Source organism: Pseudomonas sp. A, from assembly GCF_056270345.1.
The window spans coordinates 776,078-797,029 of the sequence record NZ_CM149873.1; the positions used below are offsets into that span (position 1 = coordinate 776,078).

At 64.2% G+C, this 20,952-nt stretch carries 21 protein-coding genes; 10 read left to right on the forward strand and 11 right to left on the reverse strand.

From position 1 onward, the window contains the following. Nucleotides 1-24 precede the first annotated feature (24 nt). Nucleotides 25-1,644 (forward strand): MFS transporter, encoded by a 1,620-nt coding sequence (locus AC0MAZ_RS03465; RefSeq protein ID WP_254463957.1) that lies wholly within the window; start codon nucleotides 25-27, stop codon nucleotides 1,642-1,644. A gap of 264 nt (nucleotides 1,645-1,908) precedes the next feature. Here AC0MAZ_RS03465 and AC0MAZ_RS03470 read toward each other — a convergent pair whose 3' ends face one another. The 4 genes from AC0MAZ_RS03470 to glyQ form a co-directional block, all read right to left on the reverse strand. Next, entirely contained in the window at nucleotides 1,909-2,679 is a 771-nt protein-coding gene (locus AC0MAZ_RS03470) for a lysophospholipid acyltransferase family protein (protein ID WP_475860178.1), read from the reverse strand. 65 nt (nucleotides 2,680-2,744) lie between these two features. Then, nucleotides 2,745-3,272: a D-glycero-beta-D-manno-heptose 1,7-bisphosphate 7-phosphatase gene (gmhB, locus tag AC0MAZ_RS03475; RefSeq protein ID WP_475860179.1), complete on the reverse strand. Its 528-nt coding sequence runs from the start codon at nucleotides 3,270-3,272 to the stop codon at nucleotides 2,745-2,747. Between the two features lie 4 nt (nucleotides 3,273-3,276). Further along, nucleotides 3,277-5,331 carry a glycine--tRNA ligase subunit beta gene (gene glyS, locus AC0MAZ_RS03480; RefSeq protein ID WP_475860181.1) on the reverse strand — a complete coding sequence of 685 codons (2,055 nt, stop codon included), beginning with the start codon at nucleotides 5,329-5,331 and terminating at the stop codon, nucleotides 3,277-3,279. Continuing rightward, nucleotides 5,328-6,275 carry a glycine--tRNA ligase subunit alpha gene (gene glyQ, locus AC0MAZ_RS03485; RefSeq protein ID WP_011531473.1) on the reverse strand — a complete coding sequence of 316 codons (948 nt, stop codon included), beginning with the start codon at nucleotides 6,273-6,275 and terminating at the stop codon, nucleotides 5,328-5,330. The genes glyS and glyQ overlap by 4 nt, the downstream gene beginning before the upstream one ends. A gap of 83 nt (nucleotides 6,276-6,358) precedes the next feature. On the opposite strand from glyQ, the gene AC0MAZ_RS03490 reads away from it, so the two are divergent. After that, a complete protein-coding gene (locus AC0MAZ_RS03490; protein WP_475860184.1) occupies nucleotides 6,359-6,910 on the forward strand; it encodes a DNA-3-methyladenine glycosylase I in 552 nt (183 codons plus the stop codon). A gap of 41 nt (nucleotides 6,911-6,951) precedes the next feature. Beyond that, complete coding sequence (locus tag AC0MAZ_RS03495) at nucleotides 6,952-7,839, forward strand: lysophospholipid acyltransferase (RefSeq protein WP_203649220.1); 888 nt, start codon at nucleotides 6,952-6,954, stop codon at nucleotides 7,837-7,839. Nucleotides 7,840-7,934: 95 nt separating this feature from the next. Here AC0MAZ_RS03495 and AC0MAZ_RS03500 read toward each other — a convergent pair whose 3' ends face one another. The 5 genes from AC0MAZ_RS03500 to def form a co-directional block, all read right to left on the reverse strand. Further along, complete coding sequence (locus AC0MAZ_RS03500; RefSeq protein ID WP_475860186.1) at nucleotides 7,935-8,249, reverse strand: tetratricopeptide repeat protein; 315 nt, start codon at nucleotides 8,247-8,249, stop codon at nucleotides 7,935-7,937. 125 nt (nucleotides 8,250-8,374) lie between these two features. Beyond that, nucleotides 8,375-9,748, reverse strand: a complete 1,374-nt coding sequence (trkA, locus tag AC0MAZ_RS03505) for a Trk system potassium transporter TrkA (protein WP_475860188.1) — start codon at nucleotides 9,746-9,748, stop codon at nucleotides 8,375-8,377. Between the two features lie 27 nt (nucleotides 9,749-9,775). Next, on the reverse strand, nucleotides 9,776-11,086 hold the full coding sequence (rsmB, locus tag AC0MAZ_RS03510) for a 16S rRNA (cytosine(967)-C(5))-methyltransferase RsmB (protein WP_475860190.1): 1,311 nt from the start codon (nucleotides 11,084-11,086) through the stop codon (nucleotides 9,776-9,778). Further along, on the reverse strand, nucleotides 11,083-12,015 hold the full coding sequence (gene fmt, locus AC0MAZ_RS03515; protein WP_232855443.1) for a methionyl-tRNA formyltransferase: 933 nt from the start codon (nucleotides 12,013-12,015) through the stop codon (nucleotides 11,083-11,085). The genes rsmB and fmt overlap by 4 nt, the downstream gene beginning before the upstream one ends. Nucleotides 12,016-12,077: 62 nt before the next feature. Beyond that, on the reverse strand, nucleotides 12,078-12,584 hold the full coding sequence (gene def / locus AC0MAZ_RS03520) for a peptide deformylase (RefSeq protein WP_028690050.1): 507 nt from the start codon (nucleotides 12,582-12,584) through the stop codon (nucleotides 12,078-12,080). Between the two features lie 208 nt (nucleotides 12,585-12,792). On the opposite strand from def, the gene dprA reads away from it, so the two are divergent. The 5 genes from dprA (at nucleotide 12,793) to AC0MAZ_RS03545 (ending at nucleotide 16,082) form a co-directional block, all read left to right on the forward strand. Then, a complete protein-coding gene (gene dprA, locus AC0MAZ_RS03525; RefSeq protein WP_475860193.1) occupies nucleotides 12,793-13,890 on the forward strand; it encodes a DNA-processing protein DprA in 1,098 nt (365 codons plus the stop codon). Nucleotides 13,891-13,929: 39 nt separating this feature from the next. Next, on the forward strand, nucleotides 13,930-14,487 hold the full coding sequence (gene tsaC, locus AC0MAZ_RS03530) for an L-threonylcarbamoyladenylate synthase type 1 TsaC (RefSeq protein ID WP_028690052.1): 558 nt from the start codon (nucleotides 13,930-13,932) through the stop codon (nucleotides 14,485-14,487). A gap of 433 nt (nucleotides 14,488-14,920) precedes the next feature. Further along, nucleotides 14,921-15,232, forward strand: coding sequence for a DUF3077 domain-containing protein (locus tag AC0MAZ_RS03535; protein ID WP_254463954.1), 312 nt, complete (start codon nucleotides 14,921-14,923; stop codon nucleotides 15,230-15,232). A gap of 294 nt (nucleotides 15,233-15,526) precedes the next feature. Continuing rightward, a complete protein-coding gene (locus tag AC0MAZ_RS03540; RefSeq protein ID WP_046853585.1) occupies nucleotides 15,527-15,811 on the forward strand; it encodes a type II toxin-antitoxin system Phd/YefM family antitoxin in 285 nt (94 codons plus the stop codon). Beyond that, on the forward strand, nucleotides 15,777-16,082 hold the full coding sequence (locus AC0MAZ_RS03545; protein ID WP_203649203.1) for a Txe/YoeB family addiction module toxin: 306 nt from the start codon (nucleotides 15,777-15,779) through the stop codon (nucleotides 16,080-16,082). The genes AC0MAZ_RS03540 and AC0MAZ_RS03545 overlap by 35 nt, the downstream gene beginning before the upstream one ends. Before the next feature lie 112 nt (nucleotides 16,083-16,194). Here the strand turns inward: AC0MAZ_RS03545 and AC0MAZ_RS03550 are convergent, their stop codons facing one another. Further along, the gene (locus AC0MAZ_RS03550; protein ID WP_475860194.1) at nucleotides 16,195-17,172 is read right to left on the reverse strand and encodes an NADPH:quinone reductase; all 978 of its coding nucleotides are present in this window, start codon (nucleotides 17,170-17,172) and stop codon (nucleotides 16,195-16,197) included. 132 nt (nucleotides 17,173-17,304) lie between these two features. Here AC0MAZ_RS03550 and hemF point away from each other — a divergent pair, with 132 nt between their 5' ends. Both hemF and aroE read left to right on the forward strand, forming a co-directional pair. After that, entirely contained in the window at nucleotides 17,305-18,216 is a 912-nt protein-coding gene (hemF, locus tag AC0MAZ_RS03555; RefSeq protein ID WP_475860196.1) for an oxygen-dependent coproporphyrinogen oxidase, read from the forward strand. Nucleotides 18,217-18,241: 25 nt separating this feature from the next. After that, nucleotides 18,242-19,066, forward strand: a complete 825-nt coding sequence (aroE, locus tag AC0MAZ_RS03560; RefSeq protein WP_475860198.1) for a shikimate dehydrogenase — start codon at nucleotides 18,242-18,244, stop codon at nucleotides 19,064-19,066. 318 nt (nucleotides 19,067-19,384) lie between these two features. Here aroE and AC0MAZ_RS03565 read toward each other — a convergent pair whose 3' ends face one another. Further along, entirely contained in the window at nucleotides 19,385-20,950 is a 1,566-nt protein-coding gene (locus AC0MAZ_RS03565; RefSeq protein ID WP_475860200.1) for a SulP family inorganic anion transporter, read from the reverse strand. Nucleotides 20,951-20,952 lie beyond the last annotated feature (2 nt).

Here is a 20,952-nt window from a genome sequence, read left to right on the forward strand (position 1 = left end):
GCCTGCGGGCCGAGGACAGCAACGATGTCGGATTACATCCAGGAGCAGGGGGCGGCGGCGAGCAGCCCAAGCCGTCGTGAAGAGCGCAAGATCATTTTCGCGTCATCCCTCGGGACGGTGTTCGAGTGGTATGACTTTTTTCTCTATGGCGCGCTGGCTGCGGTCATCAGCAAGCAGTTCTTCGCGGGGGTCAACGACACCACCGCCTTCATCTTCGCCCTGATGGCCTTCGCCGCCGGCTTCCTGGTGCGCCCGTTCGGCGCGCTGGTGTTCGGCCGACTGGGCGACATGATCGGGCGCAAGTACACCTTCCTGGTGACCATCGTGCTGATGGGCCTGTCGACCTTCGCGGTGGGGTTGTTGCCGACCTACGCCAGCATCGGCATCGCCGCGCCGATCATCCTGGTAGTGCTGCGCATGCTCCAGGGGTTGGCGCTGGGCGGTGAATACGGTGGTGCGGCCACCTATGTCGCCGAACACGCGCCTCATGGCAAACGTGGCTTCCACACCGGCTTCATCCAATCCACTGCCACACTGGGCCTGCTGTTGTCGCTGACCGTCGTCCTGGCCAGCCGCTATATCAGTGGCGACCAGTTCGAAACTTGGGGCTGGCGCCTGCCGTTCCTGCTGTCGATCGTGCTGCTGGCGATTTCCACCTGGATCCGCATGAGCATGCACGAGTCGCCGGCCTTCGTGAAAATGAAGGCCCAGGGCAAGGTGAGCAAGTCGCCGATCCGTGAGTCGTTCACCTCGTGGCCCAACCTCAAGGTGGTGCTCACCGCGCTGTTCAGTATCAACGCCGGGCAGGCGGTGACCTTCTACACCGCGCAGTTCTACGTACTGTTCTTCATGACCCAGATGCTCAAGATGGACCCGGCCCAGGCCAACACCCTGCTGATCATCAGCGTGGTGATCGGTGCGCCGTTCTTCGTGTTCTTCGGCTGGCTGTCGGACCGGGTCGGGCGCAAGCCGATCCTGATGCTTGGCCTTTTGCTGGCGACGGTGTTGTACTTCCCGCTGTTCAAGGCCCTGAGCCATTACGCCAATCCGCAGATCGACGCTGCCAGTCGCCAGGCGCCGATCGTCGTCACCGCCGATCCCAAGGGCTGCACCTTCCAGTTCGACCCGGTGGGCAAGGCACGCTTCGACAGCCCGTGCGACAAGGTCAAGACGTTCCTGGTCAAGCAGGGGCTGCCCTACAGTTCGGTGAATGTCGCTGGCAGCGAGGTGATCGTCAGCATCGGCGACAAGACCATCAATGGCTTCGACGAGACGGCCATGCGCAGTGCCATCGATAGCGCCGGCTACCCGGCCAAGGCGGATCCTGCGCATGTGAACCAGGTGATGGTGGTGGTGCTCATCGTCGCCATGATCCTGATCGCCACCATGACCTACGGGCCGTTGGCGGCGGTGATGGTCGAACTGTTCCCGACGCGTATCCGCTACACCTCGATGTCCCTGCCCTACCACATCGGCAACGGCTGGTTCGGTGGTTTCCTGCCGACGGTGTCGTTCGCGTTGGTGGTGTACACCGGGGATATCTTCTATGGGCTGTGGTACCCGGTGCTGATCACCGGGGTGAGCCTGGTGGTGGGGATCTTCTGCCTGAAAGAGACTCGGGATGTGGATATCGACAAGGTCTGAGATTTTCGCTGGGGCCTTCGCGGGTAAACCCGCTCCCACAGGTTTGCGCAATACCCTGTGGGAGCGGGTTTACCCGCGAAGAAGCCAGCAGCGATTTCAGCCCACAAAAAAACCGGCGTAAAAGCCGGTTTTTTTATCGCGGGAAAAAACTTATGCACGATTTTCGAAAAAACGTCATACATGGAAATAAATATCTAATTCAATAACTTAGCTATGTTTGAAGACGCTTAATCCAAAAATTGCTAACACGTTATCCACAGATCGTCAGGCAAGCTGCTGCTCGGGTTTTTCCGCCGCGGGCGGCAGCGAACCCATGGCGCGTTGGGCCGCCTCGTTCCATGCCTGGGCACGGTCGTTGAGCTCAGCGATGGCTCGCGGACCTGTCCCCTCCGGGTACATCGGCTCGCCAATCACCACCTCGATGGTGCCCGGGCGCTTGCCCCAGCCTTCACGCGGCCAGAACTTGCCGGCATTGTGGGCGATCGGCAGCACCGGCAGGCCTGCGTTCACCGCCAATGCGGTACCACCACGGGAGAACTTGCCGATCTGACCGTGCGGCACGCGGGTGCCTTCGGGGAAGATCAACACCCAGGTGCCCTGCTTGAGCAGCTCGTCGCCCTGGCTGGCAACCTGGCGCAGGGCCTCCTTCGGGTTCTTCCGGTCGATGGCGATCGGTCGCAGCATGGCCATGGCCCAGCCGAAGAACGGCACATACAGCAGCTCGCGCTTGAGCACCTGGCTCAGCGGCGAGAAATACGCCGACAGGAAGAACGTCTCCCAGGTGCTCTGGTGGTTGGACAGGATCACGCAAGGTACCTCAGGCACGTTCTCGGCGCCGGTGATCTTGTAGTCGATCCGCAGGATCGTCCGTACCAGGAACAGCGCGCAGCGGCACCAGTAGACGTTGATGAACCGGTAGCGCTTGGGGAACGGCAGGAAAGGCGCGACAAAGAAACTCAGCGAGCACCACAGCAGCGAACTGGTGCCCAACAGCAGGTAAAAAAGAAAGATTCTGATCGCCTGCAGGATCGACATAGTGGCATGTACCGTTGCGGGGCGTGCCCGCCTAATGAAAAGTGCGCCGTTCCTGGCGCACTCATTTAAATAAGTTCTCTGGCGATGGCTGCCAGATCGTCGAAAATCAGTGTAGTTTGCGGAACCCCTTTTTCCAGGGTCCTTTCACCCTTGCCGGTTTTCACCAACACGGGTTGTGCATCGACGGCCAGGGCCGCCTCCAGGTCACCTTTGCTGTCACCGACGAACCATACACCGGCCAGCGGTACCTGGTAGTGCTCGGCAATGGTCCGCAGCATCCCGGGCTTGGGTTTGCGGCAGTCGCAGCCCTCATCCGGGCCGTGCGGGCAATGCACGATCATGCCGACCTCGCCGCCCTGCTCGGCCACCAGTGCGCGCAGGCGCGCATGCATGGCCTCGAGGGTTTCCAGCGGGTAGTAGCCGCGGGCAATGCCGGACTGGTTGGTGGCCACCGCCACCGTCCAGCCCGCCTTGCTCAACTGCGCGATGGCCTCGATCGAGCCGGGAATGGGGATCCACTCCTCCAGCGACTTGATGTAGGCGTCGGAGTCGTGGTTGATCACTCCGTCTCGATCAAGAATCAGCAGTTTCAACGACTCACCCCAGCAGCGAGATATCGGCCACGCCCAGGAACAGACCGCGCAGGCGGCTGAGCAGGGCATAACGGTTGGCGCGTACCTTGGCGTCCTCGGCGTTGACCATCACCGCCTCGAAGAAGGCGTCGACCGGGTCACGCAGGGCCGCCAGGCGGGCCAGGGCCTCGCTGTACTGACGCGCGGCCGCCATCGGTTGCACGGCCTGGTCGGCCTGCTGGATGGCCGAGTACAGGGAGAACTCGTTGGCGTTGTCGAAGTACTTCGGCTCGACCTGGTCGGCGATGGCGCCTTCGGCCTTGCCCAGCAGGTTGGATACGCGCTTGTTCGCCGCGGCCAGGGCTTCGGCTTCCGGCAGCTTGCGGAAGGCCTGCACGGCCTGTACGCGCTGGTCGAAGTCCAGCGCCGAGCCCGGCTTCAGGGCACGCACCGACAGGTAGGTGGAGACGTCGATGCCTTCGTCCTCGTAGCGCGCGCGCAGGCGGTCGAAGACGAACTCCAGCACCTGCTCGGACAGGCCGGCGGCCTTGACCTTGGCACCGAACTGCTTGACCGCGAACTCGACCGCGACGGCCAGGTCCAGGTCCAGCTGATTCTCGATCAGGATGCGCAGCACGCCCAGGGCGGCACGACGCAGGGCATACGGGTCCTTGCTGCCGGTGGGCAGCATGCCGATGCCGAAGATGCCGACCAGGGTGTCGAGCTTGTCGGCGATGGCCACGGCGGCACCGGTGAGGGTCTGCGGCAGCTCGGCGCCGGCGCCGCGCGGCATGTACTGCTCGTTCAGTGCCAGGGCGACGTCTTGCGGCTCGCCGTCGTTGAGGGCGTAGTAGTAGCCGGCGATGCCCTGCATTTCAGGGAATTCGCCGACCATTTCCGAGGCCAGGTCGCACTTGGACAGCAGGCCGGCACGGCCGGCGTTGGCGGCGCTGCCGCCGATGTACGGGGCAATGAAGGCGGCCAGCTTGGAAACGCGCTCGGCCTTGTCGAACACGGTACCCAGCTGAGCCTGGAACACCACGTTCTTCAGGCGCTCGTTGAAGCTTTCCAGCGGCTGCTTCTTGTCCTGCTTGAAGAAGAACTCGGCGTCGGTCAGGCGCGGACGCACGACTTTCTCGTTACCTTCGACGATCTGCTTCGGATCGCGGCTCTCGACGTTGGCCACGGTGATGAAGCGCGGCAGCAGCTTGCCTTCGCTGTCCAGCAGGCAGAAGTACTTCTGGTTGTCCTGCATGGTGGTGATCAGGGCTTCCTGCGGCACCTCGAGGAAACGCTCCTCGAACGAGCACACCAGCGGCACCGGCCACTCGACCAGGGCGGTCACTTCGTCCAGCAGCGCCGGTGGCACGATGGCCGTGCCTTCCTGCTGCATGGCCAGCTCGGCGGTGCGCTTGCTGATCAGCTCGCGACGCTCGGCGAAGTCGGCCAGCACGTGGGCCTTGCGCAGGTCCTCGACGTAGTTGGCCGGGGTGGTGATGAGCACGTTTTCCGGGTGGTGGAAGCGGTGGCCACGGGATTCACGGCCGGCCTTCTGGGCCAGGATGGTGCAATCGACCACCTGGTCGCCCAGCAGCATCACCAGCCACTGGGTCGGGCGCACGAACTCTTCACGGCTGGCGCCCCAGTGCATGCGCTTGGGGATCGGCAGGTCGTTGAGCGAATCCTCGACGATGGTCGGCAGCAGGCTGGCGGTGGCCTTGCCCGGAATGTGCTGGGAGAAGCGCAGCTTGGGGCCGCTCTGGTCGATGTCCGAGAGCTCCACGCCGCACTTCTTGGCGAAGCCCAGGGCGGCCTGGGTCGGCTGGCCTTCGGCGTTGAACGCGGCCTGCACCGGCGGGCCGTCGATGTTGATGCTGCGGTCCGGCTGCTGCACGTCCAGCTGGCGGATCAGCACGGCCAGGCGGCGCGGCGCGGCGTAGACCTGCTTGCCGGTGTAGTTCAGGCCGGCGGCCTGCAGGCCTTTCTCGATGCCGGCGAGGAAGGCGTCACCGAGGGTGGCGAGGGCCTTCGGTGGCAGCTCTTCGGTGCCCAGTTCAACCAGGAAATCTTGAGCACTCATTGTGCAGCCTCCAGCTTAGCCAACACTTCGTCACGCAGTTCGGGAGAGGCCATCGGGAAGCCCAGGCGTGCGCGGGCTTGCAGATAGCTTTGCGCCACGTCCCGGGCCAGGGTACGCACGCGCAGGATGTAGCGCTGGCGCTCGGTCACCGAGATGGCGCGACGGGCGTCCAGCAGGTTGAAGGTGTGCGAGGCCTTCAGGACCATTTCGTAGGTCGGCAGTGGCAGGTCCAGCTTGATCAGGCGGTTCGCTTCGCTTTCGTAGAAGTCGAACAGTTCGAACAGCTTCTCGACGTTGGCGTGCTCGAAGTTGTAGGTCGACTGCTCCACTTCGTTCTGGTGGAACACGTCGCCGTAGGTGACCTTGCCGAACGGGCCGTCGGCCCACACCAGGTCGTAGACCGAGTCCACGCCCTGCAGGTACATGGCCAGGCGCTCCAGGCCGTAGGTGATTTCACCGGTGACCGGGTAGCACTCGATGCCGCCGACCTGCTGGAAGTAGGTGAACTGGGTCACTTCCATGCCGTTCAGCCAGATTTCCCAACCCAGGCCCCAGGCGCCCAGGGTCGGCGATTCCCAGTTGTCTTCGACGAAGCGGATGTCGTGAACCAGCGGATCCAGGCCGATGGCTTTCAGCGAGCCGAGGTACAGCTCCTGGAAGTTGGCCGGGTTCGGCTTGAGCACCACCTGGAACTGGTAGTAGTGCTGCAGGCGGTTGGGGTTTTCGCCATACCGCCCGTCGGCAGGGCGACGGCTGGGCTGCACGTAGGCGGCGTTCCAGGTCTCCGGGCCGACGGCGCGCAGGAAGGTAGCGGTGTGGAAAGTGCCGGCGCCTACTTCCATATCGTAGGGCTGAAGTACCACACAACCTTGCTCGGCCCAGTAGTTCTGCAGGGCGAGGATCAGGTCTTGGAAGGTACGCACGGCTGGCGTAGGCTGGCTCACGAAATTCACCTGTATCTGGGGATGCGGATGTAAAGAGCGGGAGTATACCCGATTCGCCTCGCCCTCTACGTTATTGGAGCCTTATGCCACGCTGCTTTTGGTGTTCCGACGATCCGTTGTACCAGGCCTATCACGACCATGAGTGGGGAACGCCGCAGCGCGATCCGGCGTTGCTCTTCGAGATGCTTTTGCTCGAAGGGTTCCAGGCGGGGTTGTCGTGGATCACGGTACTGAAGAAACGCGAGCGCTATCGCCAGGTGCTGGACGGCTTCGACCCGGTGAAACTGGCGCGTCTGAGCGACGAGCGCATCGAGGAGCTGATGCTGGACCCCGGCATCATCCGCAACCGCCTCAAGCTCAAGGCCGTGCGCCGCAATGCCCTGGCCTGGCTGGCTGTGGATAACCCGGCAGAGTGGTTGTGGTCGTTCGTCGGCGGTGCGCCGAAGATCAACCAGTTCCAGGGGCGCGGCGACGTGCCGGCGGTCACCGACGAGGCCAAGGCCATGAGCAAGGCCCTGCAGAAGGCCGGCTTCACCTTTGTCGGGCCGACCATTTGCTACGCCTTCATGCAGGCCACCGGCATGGTCATGGACCACACCACCGACTGCGATCGCTACGCCGCGCTGGTGCGCTGACGGGGTACAATGCGCGCCTTGCTGAAATAAGGAATTCGCCTGTGGAAAAGTTCAAGGGCGCCCTGATGGTCGGGGTGCTGCGCCTGTTTGCCAAGCTGCCCTGGGGCGCTGTGCAGCGCGTCGGCGCCGGTATCGGCTGGCTGATGTGGAAAATCCCCAATGGCTCGCGCAATGTCGTGCGGATCAACCTGGCCAAGTGTTTCCCGGAGATGGACCCGGTCGAGCGCGAGCAGCTGGTTGGCCGCGCGTTGAAGGACATCGGCAAGTCGTTCGTCGAGAGCGCCTGCGCCTGGATCTGGCCGCCGCAGCGCTCGCTGGAGCTGGTCAAGGAAGTGCATGGCCTGGAAGTGCTGGAGCAGGCCCTGGCCTCGGGCAAGGGCGTGGTGGGCATCACCAGCCACCTGGGCAACTGGGAGGTGCTCAACCACTTCTACTGCAACCAGTGCAAACCGATCATCTTCTACCGCCCGCCGAAGTTGAAGGCTGTGGATGACTTGTTGCGTGAACAGCGCGTGCAGATGGGCAACCGCGTGGCGCCTTCGACCAAGGAAGGCATCCTCAGCGTGATCAAGGAAGTGCGTCGGGGTGGCCAGGTGGGGATTCCGGCCGACCCGGAGCCGGCGGAGTCGGCGGGGGTGTTCGTGCCGTTCCTCGGCACCCAGGCGCTGACCAGCAAGTTCGTGCCGAACATGCTGGCTGGCGGCAAGGCGGTGGGTGTTTTCCTGCATGCCCTGCGGTTGCCGGATGGGTCGGGCTTCAAGGTGTTCCTGGAAGCGGCGCCGGAAGCGATGTACAGCACCGATGTGACTGAATCGGCGGCGGCCATGAGCAAGGTGGTCGAGCGTTATGTGCGCGAGTATCCGAGCCAGTACATGTGGAGCATGAAGCGCTTCAAGAAGCGTCCGGCGGGCGAGCCGCGCTGGTATTGAAGTTTCCACCGTCTTCTGTGGGAGCGGGTTTACCCGCGAATGCGTCAGCAAATGCCCCATCGCATTCGCGGGTAAACCCGCTCCCACAGGGACCGTCAATTTGATGTTTTGTTTAGCTTCTTGAGAAAAACCGTCATCTCTTTCTCAGCCTGCTTGTCGCCATGGGCCTGCGCCGCGACGATCCCCTCTTCCCAGGCCTTGCGCGCGCCGTCCAGATCCCCGCTCAACTGATACGCCTTCCCCAGCAGCTTCCACGCCGCCGAGTACTTCGGATCCTGCTTCACACAGGCAGCCAGGTGCAGCGCCGCTTCAGCCCCGTTGCCCTCGTCCAGCCAGGCCTTGCCCAGCCCGAACCTCAGCAGCGGGTTATCCACACCCTTGGCCAGCATCTTCTCCAGCGATTCGCGCATAGGTTTCTCTCCCGAATCCATGATGTTGCGGGCGCCTGTGGGAGCGGGTTCACCCGCGAATGCGTCGGTGAATCGACAATCGTATTCGCGGGTAAACCCGCTCCCACAGGGGTTGGCTTTCTCTTCTAGAAGAAACTCAGGCCCACGTGGAACAGCTTCTCCACGTCCCGAATATGCTTTTTATCCACAACGAACAGGATCACATGGTCGCCCGATTCGATCACCGTGTCGTCGTGGGCGATCAGCACCTCCTCGTCGCGGATGATCGCGCCGATGGTGGTGCCCGGCGGCAACGAGATGTCCTCGATGGCCTTGCCCACCACCTTGCTCGACTTCGAGTCGCCATGGGCCACCGCCTCGATGGCCTCGGCCGCGCCCCGGCGCAGCGAGTGCACGCTGACGATGTCGCCGCGGCGCACGTGGGCCAGCAAGGTGCCGATGGTGGCCAGCTGCGGGCTGATGGCGATGTCGATCTCGCCGCCCTGCACCAGGTCGACGTAGGCCGGGTTGTTGATGATGGTCATCACCTTGCGCGAGCCCAGGCGCTTGGCCAGCAGCGACGACATGATGTTGGCCTCGTCGTCGTTGGTCAGGGCCAGGAAGATGTCGGCGTCGGCGATGTTCTCTTCGAGCATCAGGTCGCGGTCGGAGGCGCTGCCCTGCAGCACCACGGTGCTCTCGAGGGTGTCGGAGAGGTAGCGGCAGCGCGCCGGGTTCATCTCGATGATCTTCACCTGGTAGCGACTTTCGATGGCCTCGGCCAGGCGTTCGCCGATCTGCCCGCCACCGGCTATGACCACGCGCTTGTTGGTCTCGTCGATACGGCGCAGCTCGCCCATCACCGCGCGGATGTCCTTCTTCGCGGCGATGAAGAATACCTCGTCGTCGGCCTCGATCACCGTGTCGCCCTGGGGCGTGATCGGCCGGTCGCGGCGGAAGATCGCCGCCACGCGGGTGTCGACGTTGGGCATGTGGGCGCGGATCTGGCGCAGTTGCTGGCCCACCAGCGGGCCGCCGTAGTAGGCCCTGACCGCCACCAGTTGGGCCTTGCCTTCGGCGAAGTCGATCACCTGCAGCGAGCCCGGGTGTTCGATCAGGCGCTTGATGTAGTTGGTCACCACCTGTTCGGGGCTGATCAGCACGTCCACCGGGATGTGGTCGTTGTCGAACAGCTCTTCGCGGGTCAGGTAGGCCGACTCGCGTACCCGGGCGATCTTGGTCGGGGTGTGGAACAGCGAATAAGCCACCTGGCAGGCGACCATGTTGGTCTCGTCGCTGTTGGTCACCGCCACCAGCATGTCGGCGTCGTCGGCGCCGGCCTGGCGCAGCACCGTCGGCAGCGAGGCGCGGCCCTGCACGGTGCGGATGTCCAGGCGATCGCCGAGGCCGCGCAGGCGCTCGCTGTCGGTGTCGACCACGGTGATGTCGTTGGCTTCGCTGGCCAGGTGCTCTGCCAGCGTACCGCCAACCTGGCCTGCGCCGAGGATGATGATCTTCATCCGCTACTCCCTACCCTTTTTGTTCTTTTACCCGCGCGAGGCGGCGATCTTGATCAGCTTGGCATAGTAGAACCCGTCGTGACCGCCTTCCTGGGCCAGCAGCTGGCGGCCGTGGGGCTGGCGCAGGCCGGCTTCGGTGGCCAGGTCCAGCTCGCGGGCACCGGGGGTGCGGGCGAGGAAGGCCGCGATCACTTCGGTGTTCTCGGTCGGCAGGCTCGAGCAGGTGGCGTAGAGCAGCATGCCGCCCACTTCCAGGGTCGGCCACAGGGCATCGAGCAGCTCGCCTTGCAGCGCGGCCAGGGCCGGGATGTCCTCGGCCTGGCGGGTCAGCTTGATGTCCGGGTGGCGGCGGATCACGCCGGTGGCCGAGCAGGGCGCATCGAGCAGGATGCGCTGGAATGGCTTGCCGTCCCACCAACTGGTGGTGTCGCGGGCGTCGCAGGCGATCAGCTCGGCGTCGAGCTTGAGGCGGTCGAGGTTCTCGCGCACGCGGGCCAGGCGTTTGGCTTCCAGGTCGATGGCGACCATGTGGGCCAGGCCAGGTTCGGCTTCCAGCAGATGGCAGGTCTTGCCACCCGGGGCGCAGCAGGCGTCGAGCACGCGCTGGCCGGGGGCCAGTTCGAGCAGGTCGGCGGACAGCTGCGCGGCTTCGTCCTGCACGCTCACCCAGCCGTCGGCGAAGCCCGGCAAACCACGTACGTCGCAGGCTTCGGCCAGGACGATGCCGTCGCGGCTGAACTGGCAGGCGCTGGCCTGGATGCCGGCCTCGGCCAGCAGCGCCAGGTAGGCATCGCGGCTGTGATGGCGGCGGTTGATCCGCAGGATCATCGGCGGGTGGGCGTTGTTGGCGGCGCAGATGGCTTCCCATTGCTCCGGCCAGAAGGCTTTCAGCGATTTCTGCAGCCAGCGCGGGTGGGCGGTGCGTACCACGGGGTCGCCTTCCATGCCGGCGAGCAGCTCCTCGCCTTCACGCTGGGCGCGGCGCAGCACGGCATTGAGCAGGCCCTTGGCCCACGGCTTCTTGAGCTTGTCGGCGCAACCCACGGTCTCGCCGATGGCGGCGTGGGCCGGGATGCGCGTGTAGAACAGCTGGTACAGGCCGACCAGCAGCAGCGCCTGTACATCGGCGTCGGCGGCCTTGAACGGCTTCTGCAGCAGTTGCGCGGCCAGCAGGTCCAGGCGCGGCTGCCAGCGGGCGGTACCGAAGGCCAGGTCCTGGGTCAGGCCCCGGTCGCGCTCTTCGACCTTGTCCAGTTGCGCCGGCAACGAGCTGTTCAGCGAGGCCTTGCCGCTGAGCACGGCGGCAAGGGCGCGGGCGGCGGCCAGGCGTGGGTTCATTGGCCAAGCACCTTGCCGCTGGCGAACTTCTCGCGGCGGCTGTTGAACAGGTCGCTGAAGGCCAGGGCCTTGCCGCCGGGCAGTTGCAGGCGGGTCAGGCTCAGGGCGCCGTCACCGCAGGCGACGACCAGGCCGTCCTTGCTGGCGGAGAGGATTTCACCGGGGGCGCCCTGGCCTGTGGACAAGTTGGCGGCCAGCACCTTCACGCTTTCGCCGTCGAGGGTGCTGTGGCACACCGGCCAGGGGTTGAAGGCACGGATCAGGCGCTCCAGCTCCACGGCCGGGCGGCTCCAGTCGATGCGTGCTTCGTCCTTGTTCAGCTTGTGGGCGTAGGTGGCCAGGGCATCGTCCTGGACTTCACCTTGCAGCGAACCGTCGGCCAAGCCGGCAATTGCCTGTACTACAGCAGGCGGGCCCATTTCGGCGAGGCGGTCGTGCAGGGTGCCGCCGGTGTCGTCGGCGCCGATAGGGGTAACCACTTTGAGCAGCATCGGGCCGGTGTCCAGGCCGGCTTCCATGCGCATCACGGTCACGCCGCTCTCGGCGTCGCCGGCTTCCACGGCGCGCTGGATCGGCGCCGCGCCGCGCCAGCGTGGCAGCAGGGAGGCGTGGCTGTTGATGCAACCCAAGCGCGGGATATCCAGCACCACTTGCGGCAAGATCAGGCCGTAGGCGACCACCACCATCAGGTCTGGCTTCAGTGCGGCGAGTTCGGCTTGTGCATCGGCATTGCGCAGGGTCTGCGGCTGGTACACCGGGATATCATGGGCCACGGCCAGCGCCTTGACCGCGCTCGGCATGAGCTTCTGGCCACGGCCGGCCGGGCGGTCGGGCTGGGTGTAGACGGCCACGATCTCGTACGGGCTGTCGAGCAGGGCCTTGAGGTGTTCGGCGGCAAACTCTGGAGTGCCTGCGAAGACGATGCGCATGGAGTTCTCGCTTCTTCAAAAAGAAAAAGGCTTGCCGGAGCAAGCCTTCTGGAAGGTGGGGATCAGGCTTGCTGGCGGTGCTGCTTTTCCAGCTTCTTCTTGATCCGGTCGCGTTTGAGCTGGGACAGGTAGTCGACGAACAACTTGCCGTTGAGGTGATCGAACTCGTGCTGCACACACACCGCCAGCAGGCCTTCGCATTCCAGTTCGTAGGGCTTGCCGTCGCGGTCCTGGGCCTTGACCCGCACGCGCAGCGGGCGGTCGACGTTCTCGTAGAAGCCGGGCACCGACAGGCAGCCTTCCTGGTACTGGCCCATGTCGTGGGTCAGTTCCTCGACCGTGGGGTTGATGAAGACGCGCGGCTCGCTACGGTCTTCGCTCAGGTCCATCACCACGACCTGCTTGTGCACGTTGACCTGGGTGGCGGCCAGGCCGATGCCAGGCGCCTCGTACATGGTCTCGAACATGTCGTCGATCAGCTGGCTCAAGGCGTCGTCAAACTCCGTCACCGGTTTGGCGATGGTGCGCAGGCGCGGATCGGGGAATTCGAGAATGTTCAAAATGGCCATGGTGGTCAGGCAGTCACTGTGCGGTCGGTTGAAAACTGAGCACACATAATAAAGGGAAATGGGGCGTTCGGCACCTGTGAAGCTTGGCTAGGGTCTCTATGGGCTTGATAGCTGCCATTTCATGGACAGCTTTTCAAAGTGTTATTCACAAAGATATCCACAGGTTGTGCCACGTATCTGGCCCCCTGTCGATCAAGGACGATCCACCATGAACCCATCCCGTTCGTCGCCTTGTCCGCCTGCGGAACTGGAGGCGCGACTGCGTCTTCATAGCCTTCCGGATATTGGCTTGCGTCGTTTCCATACCCTCATCGACGCGTTCGGCAGTGCCTCGTCGGCACTCAGCGCGCCGGCCAGCGCCTGGCAGGCGTTGGGGCTGAAGGATGCCAGTATAGACGCCCGCCGCAGCCCGCAAGTGCGCGACGGCGCATTGGCTGCAATGCGCTGGATAGAGCGTCCGGGCCAGCATTTACTGATGTGGGACAGGCCTGGCTACCCGGCGTTGCTGGCCGAGATAGACGATCCGCCGCCGCTGTTGTTCGTCGCGGGCGAGCCCGCTTTGCTCGAGCAACCGCAACTGGCGATCGTGGGCAGCAGGCGTGCTTCACCCCCGGCGCTGGATACCGCGGGCTCGTTTTCCCGATGCCTTTCCCAGGCGGGTTTCACCATCACCAGCGGGCTGGCACTGGGCGTCGACGGTGCCGCTCATCGGGCCGCGTTGAAGGCTGGCGGGTACACCATAGGGGTGCTCGGCACGGGGTTGCAAAAACTTTATCCACAGCGCCACCGTGACCTGGCCAGGGCGATGATCGACAGCGGTAGCGCGCTGGTTTCCGAGTATCCGCTGGACGCTGGGCCACTGGCCGGCAACTTTCCGCGCCGTAACCGGATCATCAGCGGCTTGTCGCTGGGTGTGCTGGTGGTCGAGGCCAGCCTCGCCAGTGGCTCGTTGATCACCGCACGGCTCGCCGCCGAACAGGGGCGAGAGGTGTACGCGATTCCTGGGTCCATTCATCACCCCGGCGCCAAGGGCTGCCACCAGCTGATCCGCGATGGCGCCCTGCTGGTGGAAAGCGTGGAGCAGATCCTCGACAGCCTGCGCGGTTGGCAGAACCTGCCGCCCGCAGTTGTGGATAAACCCGCCCATCCCCTGCTCGCCCTGCTCCACGCTGCCCCCCACACCAGCGAGGGCCTGGCCCACAGCAGCGGCCTGCCGTTGGCCCAGGTGCTTGCCAGTCTCACCGAGCTGGAGCTCGAAGGCCGGGTGAGCAACGAAGCCGGGCGTTGGTTTGCCCGTGCCGGCTAAGTACACTGCGCGCACGGCGTTTATGCGGAGAGACGGAAAATGGTGAGCAGTTGGCGTGTGCAACAAGCCGCGCGCGAGGTGAAGGCGGGTGCGGTGATTGCCTATCCGACGGAAGCGGTCTGGGGCCTGGGCTGCGACCCATGGAACGAGGACGCGGTGTATCGCCTGCTGGCGCTCAAGTCGCGCCCTGTGGATAAAGGACTGATTTTGGTCGCCGACAACATCCGCCAGTTCGACTTTCTGTTCGAGGATTTCCCCCAGGACTGGATCGACCGCATGAGCGCCACTTGGCCTGGGCCTAACACCTGGCTGGTGCCGCACCAGGGCCTGCTGCCCGAGTGGGTGACCGGGCAGCACGACACCGTGGCGCTGCGGGTCAGCGATCATCCACAGGTGCGGGAGTTGTGCGCGCTGGTCGGGCCGCTGATCTCCACCTCCTGCAACCCGGCCGGGCGGCCGGCGGCCAAGAGTCGGTTGCGGGTGGAGCAGTATTTCCACAACGAGCTGGATATGGTGCTGGGTGGGGCGTTGGGTGGGCGGAAGAACCCGAGCCTGATTCGCGACCTGGCGACCGGCGAGGTTGTGCGCCCGGGTTGATACCGCTGGCGAGGGCTTCGCCCTCGTTTCGCGGCACAAGGCCGCTCCTACAGGCAATCGCGATCCCCTGTAGGAGCGGCCTTGTGCCGCGAAAGGGCCGCAAAGCGGCCCCAGAATCCCCGCCGATTTTTCTGATTTGCACCCAGATGGCTGCCCATTCTGAATTCAGAGAAATATCCTACGCAGTCTGTCGACTGCCATTACCTTCTCAATGGGAACTCCTGCCTCTAGGCTCCAGACCATCGCCGAATAATTTGGCGATCAGGTGTGGTAGCCCGGGTATTCGATTTCCCATGTCAGTCCATGGCGGCTGTGCGTGGGAGGCTTTCGAGCCTGCCTGGTTTGGGAATCGCCCGGGTCTACCACCTCGCGTACAGTCGCCACCCAATTCGCGTGGTAGCGGGGCCGGTGGTTTTTTAAGGAGCGAATTCCCATGACTAGAAAGCTTGTTCCCGATCCACCACTCCCAAACACCACAACCCACCCTTTCGGCCGCTGCGACGCCGGCCACCCTCCACTCTTCACCGTAAACCCCAACATCGAAGCCCACGACGCCCTGGTACACGTCGCGCTCTACCTGCGCTGTGCCTACGACACCGGCATCAAGGCCCTCGACCACCTGCGCGATGAGGGGCGAGGCATGTACTGGTCCAGCCTGCATTCGCTGGAAATGGCGGAGGGGTTGGTGGAGGCGATGCTCGATGGCCTCGAGTCGGCTCCAGCGTTGAAGAAACCCGCCGGCTGAACTGACGCAATCGCGGGGCAAGCCCGCTCCCACGCCGATCTCTGGTCATGACGTGGGAGCGGCGGTTCGCCGCTGCGACTTGCCCCGCGATGAAATAGAAACTGGGAAATACCCTACGTGTCACACCGATCCAATCACGTTCTCGCTGAAGGTTTGGGCCGGTAATCTCCCTTTGCTTTGCGCAGCACTCCATCCCGAGTGATGAAGACGCCGACGGCGGGTCGTTGAGATTTGTACACAGCTTTGTACAATGTTCGCTCAGCTCTCCTTTGTAATCCGGGAAGGATTGGACAAATGCATGTACTGACTTTTAGCCAAGCTCGCGCCGACCTGAAGCAAACGATGGATGACGTATGCCGTGACCATGAGCCGGCAATCATCACGCGCCAACGTGGTGAGCCGGTGGTCATGCTGTCCCTGGAGGATTACAACGGCATGCAGGAGACCCTTTACTTGCTAGGGTCATCTGCCAACGCAAGGCGCTTGCGTTCATCAGTCGAGCAGCTGCGGTCGGGTCAGCCAGTTACCCAAGAGCTGATCATCGATGAACATGAAGTCAAAGCAACGCAACAAGACTGAGGCTCGGAATTCCGTGAGTGTTGCGTTCACTGTCGAGGGGTGGGAGGACTATCACCACTGGCGCGAAGCTGATTCGGTGATCTTCGAGGCAGTCAATGTGCTTATTCGCGAGTGCTGCCGCACACCCTTCAAAGGGACGGGCAAACCTGAGCCGCTCAAGGGTGATCTTTCCGGGTTCTGGTCTCGTCGCATCACCCGAGAGCACCGTCTGGTCTACTTCTATGAAGGTGGCCGGTTGACGGTACTGCAATGCCGGTTCCACTACGACTGAGCAATAGCATCGCGGGACAAGTCGCAGCGGCGAACCGCCGCTCCCACGCCGGTCTCTGATTATGGCGTGGGAGCGGCGGTGCGCCGCTGCGACTTGCCCCGCGATAGGGCCCTCAAGGTAGAAGCACAGTCGAGCCAACAGTCCGCCGCGCCGACAACTCCGTCTGCGCCTTGGCCGCCTCGCTCAATGGATACCGCTGCTGGATATCCACAACGAGCTTGCCACTGGCGATCATCGCGAACAGGTCGTCAGCCATTGCCTGGGTGTTCTCGGCATTGTTGGCGTAGCTCCCCAGCGTCGGCCGGGTGACATACAACGACCCCTTCTGCGACAGGATCCCCAAGTTGACCCCGGTTACCGCGCCGGAGGCATTGCCAAAGCTGACCATCAAACCGCGCGGCCGCAGGCAATCCAGCGAAGTCAGCCAGGTATCGGCGCCCACTCCGTCATACACCACCGAGCACTTCTGACCGTCGGTCAGCTCCAGCACGCGCTCCGCCACGTCTTCATGGCTGTAGTCGATGGTCGCCCAGGCGCCGAGGGCCTTGGCCCGTTCGGCTTTCTCAGCAGAGCTGACGGTACCGATCAGCTTCGCCCCCAGTGCCTTGGCCCACTGGCATGCCAGCGACCCCACACCGCCGGCGGCGGCGTGGAACAGCACGAAGTCCCCCGGCTGCACGGCATGGGTCTGCTTGAGCAAATACTGCGTGGTCAGCCCCTTGAGCATCACCGCTGCCGCCTGTTCGAAGCTGATCGCCTCCGGCAGCTTCACCAGGTTGGCCTCCGGCAGCGTATGCACCTCGCTGTAGGCCCCCAGCGGCCCACCGGCATAGGCCACGCGGTCGCCGACCTTGATCCGGCTGACGCCCTCGCCCACCGCCTCGACCACGCCGGCCGCTTCGGTGCCCAGGCCAGACGGCAGCGCAGGCGGCGCATACAGCCCGCTGCGGAAATAGGTGTCGATGAAATTCAAGCCGATCGCATGGTTACGCACCCGCACTTGCTGCGGGCCGGGCGGTGCCGGGTCGAACTCCACCAGTTGCAGGACTTCCGGGCCGCCATGCTGGCTGAACTGGATACGCTTGGCCATCACACACTCCTGTTGTCGAGGGTCGCAAAGGCCTTCTATCGGACGCCTTTGCTTGACCGCCGTCAACTGCGACGCGGCGTCGGCCGGTGGTATGCTACGCGGCGAATTTTCCCGCTCCTTCCAGGTGACCCGATGACCAGCCGCACCGAGGCCGTAAAAGCCTACCTGCTCGACCTGCAAGACCGCATCTGCTCTGCCCTCGAAACCGAAGACGGCGGCGCCCGCTTCGTCGAGGATGCCTGGGTGCGCGATGCCGGCGGCGGCGGTCGCACACGGGTGATCGGCGAGGGCAAGGTGATCGAGAAAGGTGGGGTGAACTTCTCCCACGTGTTCGGCGCCGGCCTGCCGCCGTCGGCCAGTGCCCACCGGCCGGAGCTGGCGGGCCGAGGTTTCGAGGCCCTGGGCGTGTCGCTGGTGATCCACCCGCATAATCCGCATGTGCCGACTTCCCACGCCAACGTGCGCTTTTTCATCGCCGAGAAGGAAGGTGAAGAGGCGGTATGGTGGTTCGGCGGCGGCTTCGACCTGACCCCGTACTACGGCAACGAGGAAGATTGCGTGCACTGGCACCGCGTCGCCGAGCAGGCCTGCGCGCCATTCGGCGCCGACGTCTACCCGCGCTACAAGGCCTGGTGCGACCGCTACTTCCACCTGAAGCACCGTGGCGAGCCGCGCGGCATTGGCGGCCTGTTCTTCGACGACCTGAACGAGTGGGACTTCGACACCTGCTTCGCCTTCATGCGCGCCATCGGCGACGCCTACGTCGATGCCTACCTGCCGATCATCCAGCGCCGCAAGGACACGCCGTACACTCCCAAGCAGCGTGAATTCCAGGAATACCGCCGTGGCCGCTACGTTGAGTTCAACCTGGTCTACGACCGTGGCACGCTGTTCGGTTTGCAGTCGGGCGGTCGCACCGAGTCGATCCTGATGTCGCTGCCGCCGCAGGTGCGTTGGGGCTACGATTGGAAAGCCGAGCCGGGCAGCGAAGAAGCGCGCCTGACCGACTATTTCCTGCAGGACCGCGACTGGCTCGCCCAGTAAGCCTGTGGATAACCGAGGAGCTCCCATGGACCAGTACGTCGTATTCGGCAACCCCATTGGCCACAGCAAGTCGCCGCTGATCCACCGCCTGTTCGCCGACCAGACCGGCCAGGCCCTGGAGTACGCCACCCTGCTGGCGCCTCTGGACGAGTTCAGCGACTGCGCCACAGGCTTCTTCAAGCAAGGCAGCGGCGCCAACGTCACCGTGCCGTTCAAGGAAGAGGCCTATCGCCTGTGCGACAGCCTCACCCCGCGCGCCCAGCGTGCCGGCGCGGTGAACACCTTGACCAAGCTGGCCGACGGTACGTTGCAGGGCGACAACACCGACGGCGCCGGGCTGGTGCGTGATCTGACGGTGAATGCCGGGGTGACCCTGGCGGGCAAGCGCATCCTTATCCTTGGCGCTGGCGGTGCTGTTCGAGGTGTGCTGGAGCCTATCCTGGCGCACAACCCGCAATCGCTGGTGATCGCCAACCGCACCGTGGAAAAGGCCGAGCAGCTGGCGCGCGAATTCGATGAGCTGGGCCCGGTGGTGGCCAGTGGTTTCAGCTGGTTGCAGGAGCCTGTGGACGTGATCATCAACGCCACTTCGGCGAGCCTGTCCGGCGAGCTGCCGCCGATTGCCGACAGCCTGGTCGAGGCGGGGCGCACGGTCTGCTATGACATGATGTATGGCAAGGAGCCGACGCCGTTCTGCCAGTGGGCCACCAAGCTTGGCGCGGCCAAGGTGCTGGATGGGCTGGGGATGCTGGCCGAGCAGGCGGCTGAGGCGTTCTTTATCTGGCGGGGAGTGCGTCCGGACACGGCGCCTGTGCTGGATGAGCTGCGTCGTCAACTGGCGCGCAGTTGACGTCGGGGCGCTGTTGGATGAATTGGCGTTCCAGGTAAATCTGCTGCTGGTAGTGAGCGAGTTTTGCTGTGGATTGCGTTTCGCCAGTGTAGGGATCGCGAGCGGTCATGTCGCTTTCCAGTCGGGCAATCCGTACCTGAGCATCGGCAACGCTCCAGCAGTTATCCACAGCGCCGCTGCCTGGAGCGGCTAGTAATGGCACGAGTGCCAGTGCGAGATGAGCGCAACTACTCATGGCGTGCTCCGCAGTGAATGGGCGTTATTCACTCTTTCATCGCCTGCACGCTGTTCGCAACTGACAGAAATGCCAGTTGACCATCAGTCCTCGAAGCGAATCGGGCAACTCGCCATCCCTTCCAGCTTTTGCAGTTCCTCTATCACCTGCGGCCGTGCCCGCTGCAACGTCAGGCTACCGCCATTGCGCATCAACCGCCGCGCCTCGCGGTGCAACATATCCACACCCGAATAGTCGATGAAGTTCACCTGTCGCGCATCGATCACCACATGCGGCCCCTGGCAGCGCTGCAAGCGCACCTGCAGGTAATGCGCCGCGCCGAAGAAGATCGACCCGCCCACCCGCAACACGTCCGCCTCCCCTTCCCGGCTCTGCTGCACTCGCGGCCTCGAGGTGCGCTTGAGGTAGAAGAACAGCGATGCCAGCACCCCGGCGTAGATCGCCGTTTGCAGCTCCAGCAGCAGGGTCGCGGCGGCGGTCAGCGCCATCACCAGGAACTCCGAGCGGCTGACCCGGAACAGCGCGCGGATGCCGCGATGGTCCACCAGCCCCCAGCAGATCAGCAGGATGCTGCCTGCCATTGCCGGGATCGGCAGATGGGCGATCAGCCCGGCACCAGCGACCGCGAACAGCGCCACCCACAGCGCCGAGAACACCCCGGCCAACGGTGAGCGGGCGCCTGCGTCGTAGCTGAGCCCGGAGCGGGTAAAGGAGCCGGAGGACAGGTAGCCGGAGAACAATGCCCCCATGATGTTCGACAGGCCCTGGGCGCGGATCTCCTGGTTGGCGTCGATCAGTTGCTCGGAGCGCGCGGACAGGGAGCGGGCGATGGACAGGCTGGTGACCAGCCCAAGCATGCCGATGGCCACGGCGCTGGGCAGCAGGCGCAGCATCAGTTCCACATCGAGTAGCGGCAGTGGGCTGAGCGGTGGCAACTGGCCGATGAAAGCAGGCACGCGTGGCACATGGCCGAACACGCCGGGCAACAGCCAAGCCGCCAGGCTGACCAGCAGCAGACTTATCAACAGGCTCGGCCAGCGTGGACGCCACAGCTTCAATACCACACCAATCGCCAGGGTGCTCAGTCCGAGTACCAGCGATGGCATGTCCACCTCGCCAATATGACCGGCCAATTCCTGCACGGTCTTCAGAGCCGTGGCCTGGCTAGGTAGGTCCAGGCCCAGCAGGTTGGGCAATTGGCCCAGGGCGATGACAACGGCGGCACCGAGGGTGAAGCCCAGCACCACCGAATGGGAGACGAAGTTGACCAGCGTGCCGAAGCGCAGCAGCCCCAGCAAGAGTTGGAAGATGCCGCCGAGAAAGGTCAGCAGCAGCACCAGGGTCACGTAGTCGGCGCTGCCGACCACGGCCAGTGGGCTGATGCTGGCGTACAGGACGATGGAGATAGCGGCGGTGGGGCCGCAGATCAGGTGCCAGGAAGAGCCCCAAAGGCAGGCGACCAGCACCGGCACGATGGCGGCGTACAGGCCGTACTCGGCGGGCAGGCCGGCGATCAGGGCGTAGGCGATCGATTGCGGCAGGGCGAGGATGGCGCCGCTCAGGCCCACCAGCAGGTCCTGGCGCAGGCTGCGGCCCGATTGGCGGGGGAGCCAGGTGAGGAAGGGCAGCAGGTGGGTCAGGCGGGGCATGG

What these genes read in the sequence shown, in the direction of transcription:
- AC0MAZ_RS03540 (WP_046853585.1), top strand. Translation starts at nt 15,527, where the DNA reads ATGCATGTACTGACTTTTAGCCAAGCTCGCGCCGACCTGAAGCAAACG.
- AC0MAZ_RS03500 (WP_475860186.1), bottom strand. Translation starts at nt 8,249, where the DNA reads ATGCGCGAATCGCTGGAGAAGATGCTGGCCAAGGGTGTGGATAACCCG.
- glyS (WP_475860181.1), bottom strand. Translation starts at nt 5,331, where the DNA reads ATGAGTGCTCAAGATTTCCTGGTTGAACTGGGCACCGAAGAGCTGCCA.
- aroE (WP_475860198.1), top strand. Translation starts at nt 18,242, where the DNA reads ATGGACCAGTACGTCGTATTCGGCAACCCCATTGGCCACAGCAAGTCG.
- AC0MAZ_RS03545 (WP_203649203.1), top strand. Translation starts at nt 15,777, where the DNA reads ATGAACATGAAGTCAAAGCAACGCAACAAGACTGAGGCTCGGAATTCC.
- AC0MAZ_RS03550 (WP_475860194.1), bottom strand. Translation starts at nt 17,172, where the DNA reads ATGGCCAAGCGTATCCAGTTCAGCCAGCATGGCGGCCCGGAAGTCCTG.
- AC0MAZ_RS03535 (WP_254463954.1), top strand. Translation starts at nt 14,921, where the DNA reads ATGACTAGAAAGCTTGTTCCCGATCCACCACTCCCAAACACCACAACC.
- tsaC (WP_028690052.1), top strand. Translation starts at nt 13,930, where the DNA reads ATGGTGAGCAGTTGGCGTGTGCAACAAGCCGCGCGCGAGGTGAAGGCG.
- trkA (WP_475860188.1), bottom strand. Translation starts at nt 9,748, where the DNA reads ATGAAGATCATCATCCTCGGCGCAGGCCAGGTTGGCGGTACGCTGGCA.
- AC0MAZ_RS03470 (WP_475860178.1), bottom strand. Translation starts at nt 2,679, where the DNA reads ATGTCGATCCTGCAGGCGATCAGAATCTTTCTTTTTTACCTGCTGTTG.
- def (WP_028690050.1), bottom strand. Translation starts at nt 12,584, where the DNA reads ATGGCCATTTTGAACATTCTCGAATTCCCCGATCCGCGCCTGCGCACC.
- dprA (WP_475860193.1), top strand. Translation starts at nt 12,793, where the DNA reads ATGAACCCATCCCGTTCGTCGCCTTGTCCGCCTGCGGAACTGGAGGCG.
- AC0MAZ_RS03490 (WP_475860184.1), top strand. Translation starts at nt 6,359, where the DNA reads ATGCCACGCTGCTTTTGGTGTTCCGACGATCCGTTGTACCAGGCCTAT.
- fmt (WP_232855443.1), bottom strand. Translation starts at nt 12,015, where the DNA reads ATGCGCATCGTCTTCGCAGGCACTCCAGAGTTTGCCGCCGAACACCTC.
- hemF (WP_475860196.1), top strand. Translation starts at nt 17,305, where the DNA reads ATGACCAGCCGCACCGAGGCCGTAAAAGCCTACCTGCTCGACCTGCAA.
- AC0MAZ_RS03565 (WP_475860200.1), bottom strand. Translation starts at nt 20,950, where the DNA reads ATGCCCCGCCTGACCCACCTGCTGCCCTTCCTCACCTGGCTCCCCCGC.
- rsmB (WP_475860190.1), bottom strand. Translation starts at nt 11,086, where the DNA reads ATGAACCCACGCCTGGCCGCCGCCCGCGCCCTTGCCGCCGTGCTCAGC.
- AC0MAZ_RS03465 (WP_254463957.1), top strand. Translation starts at nt 25, where the DNA reads ATGTCGGATTACATCCAGGAGCAGGGGGCGGCGGCGAGCAGCCCAAGC.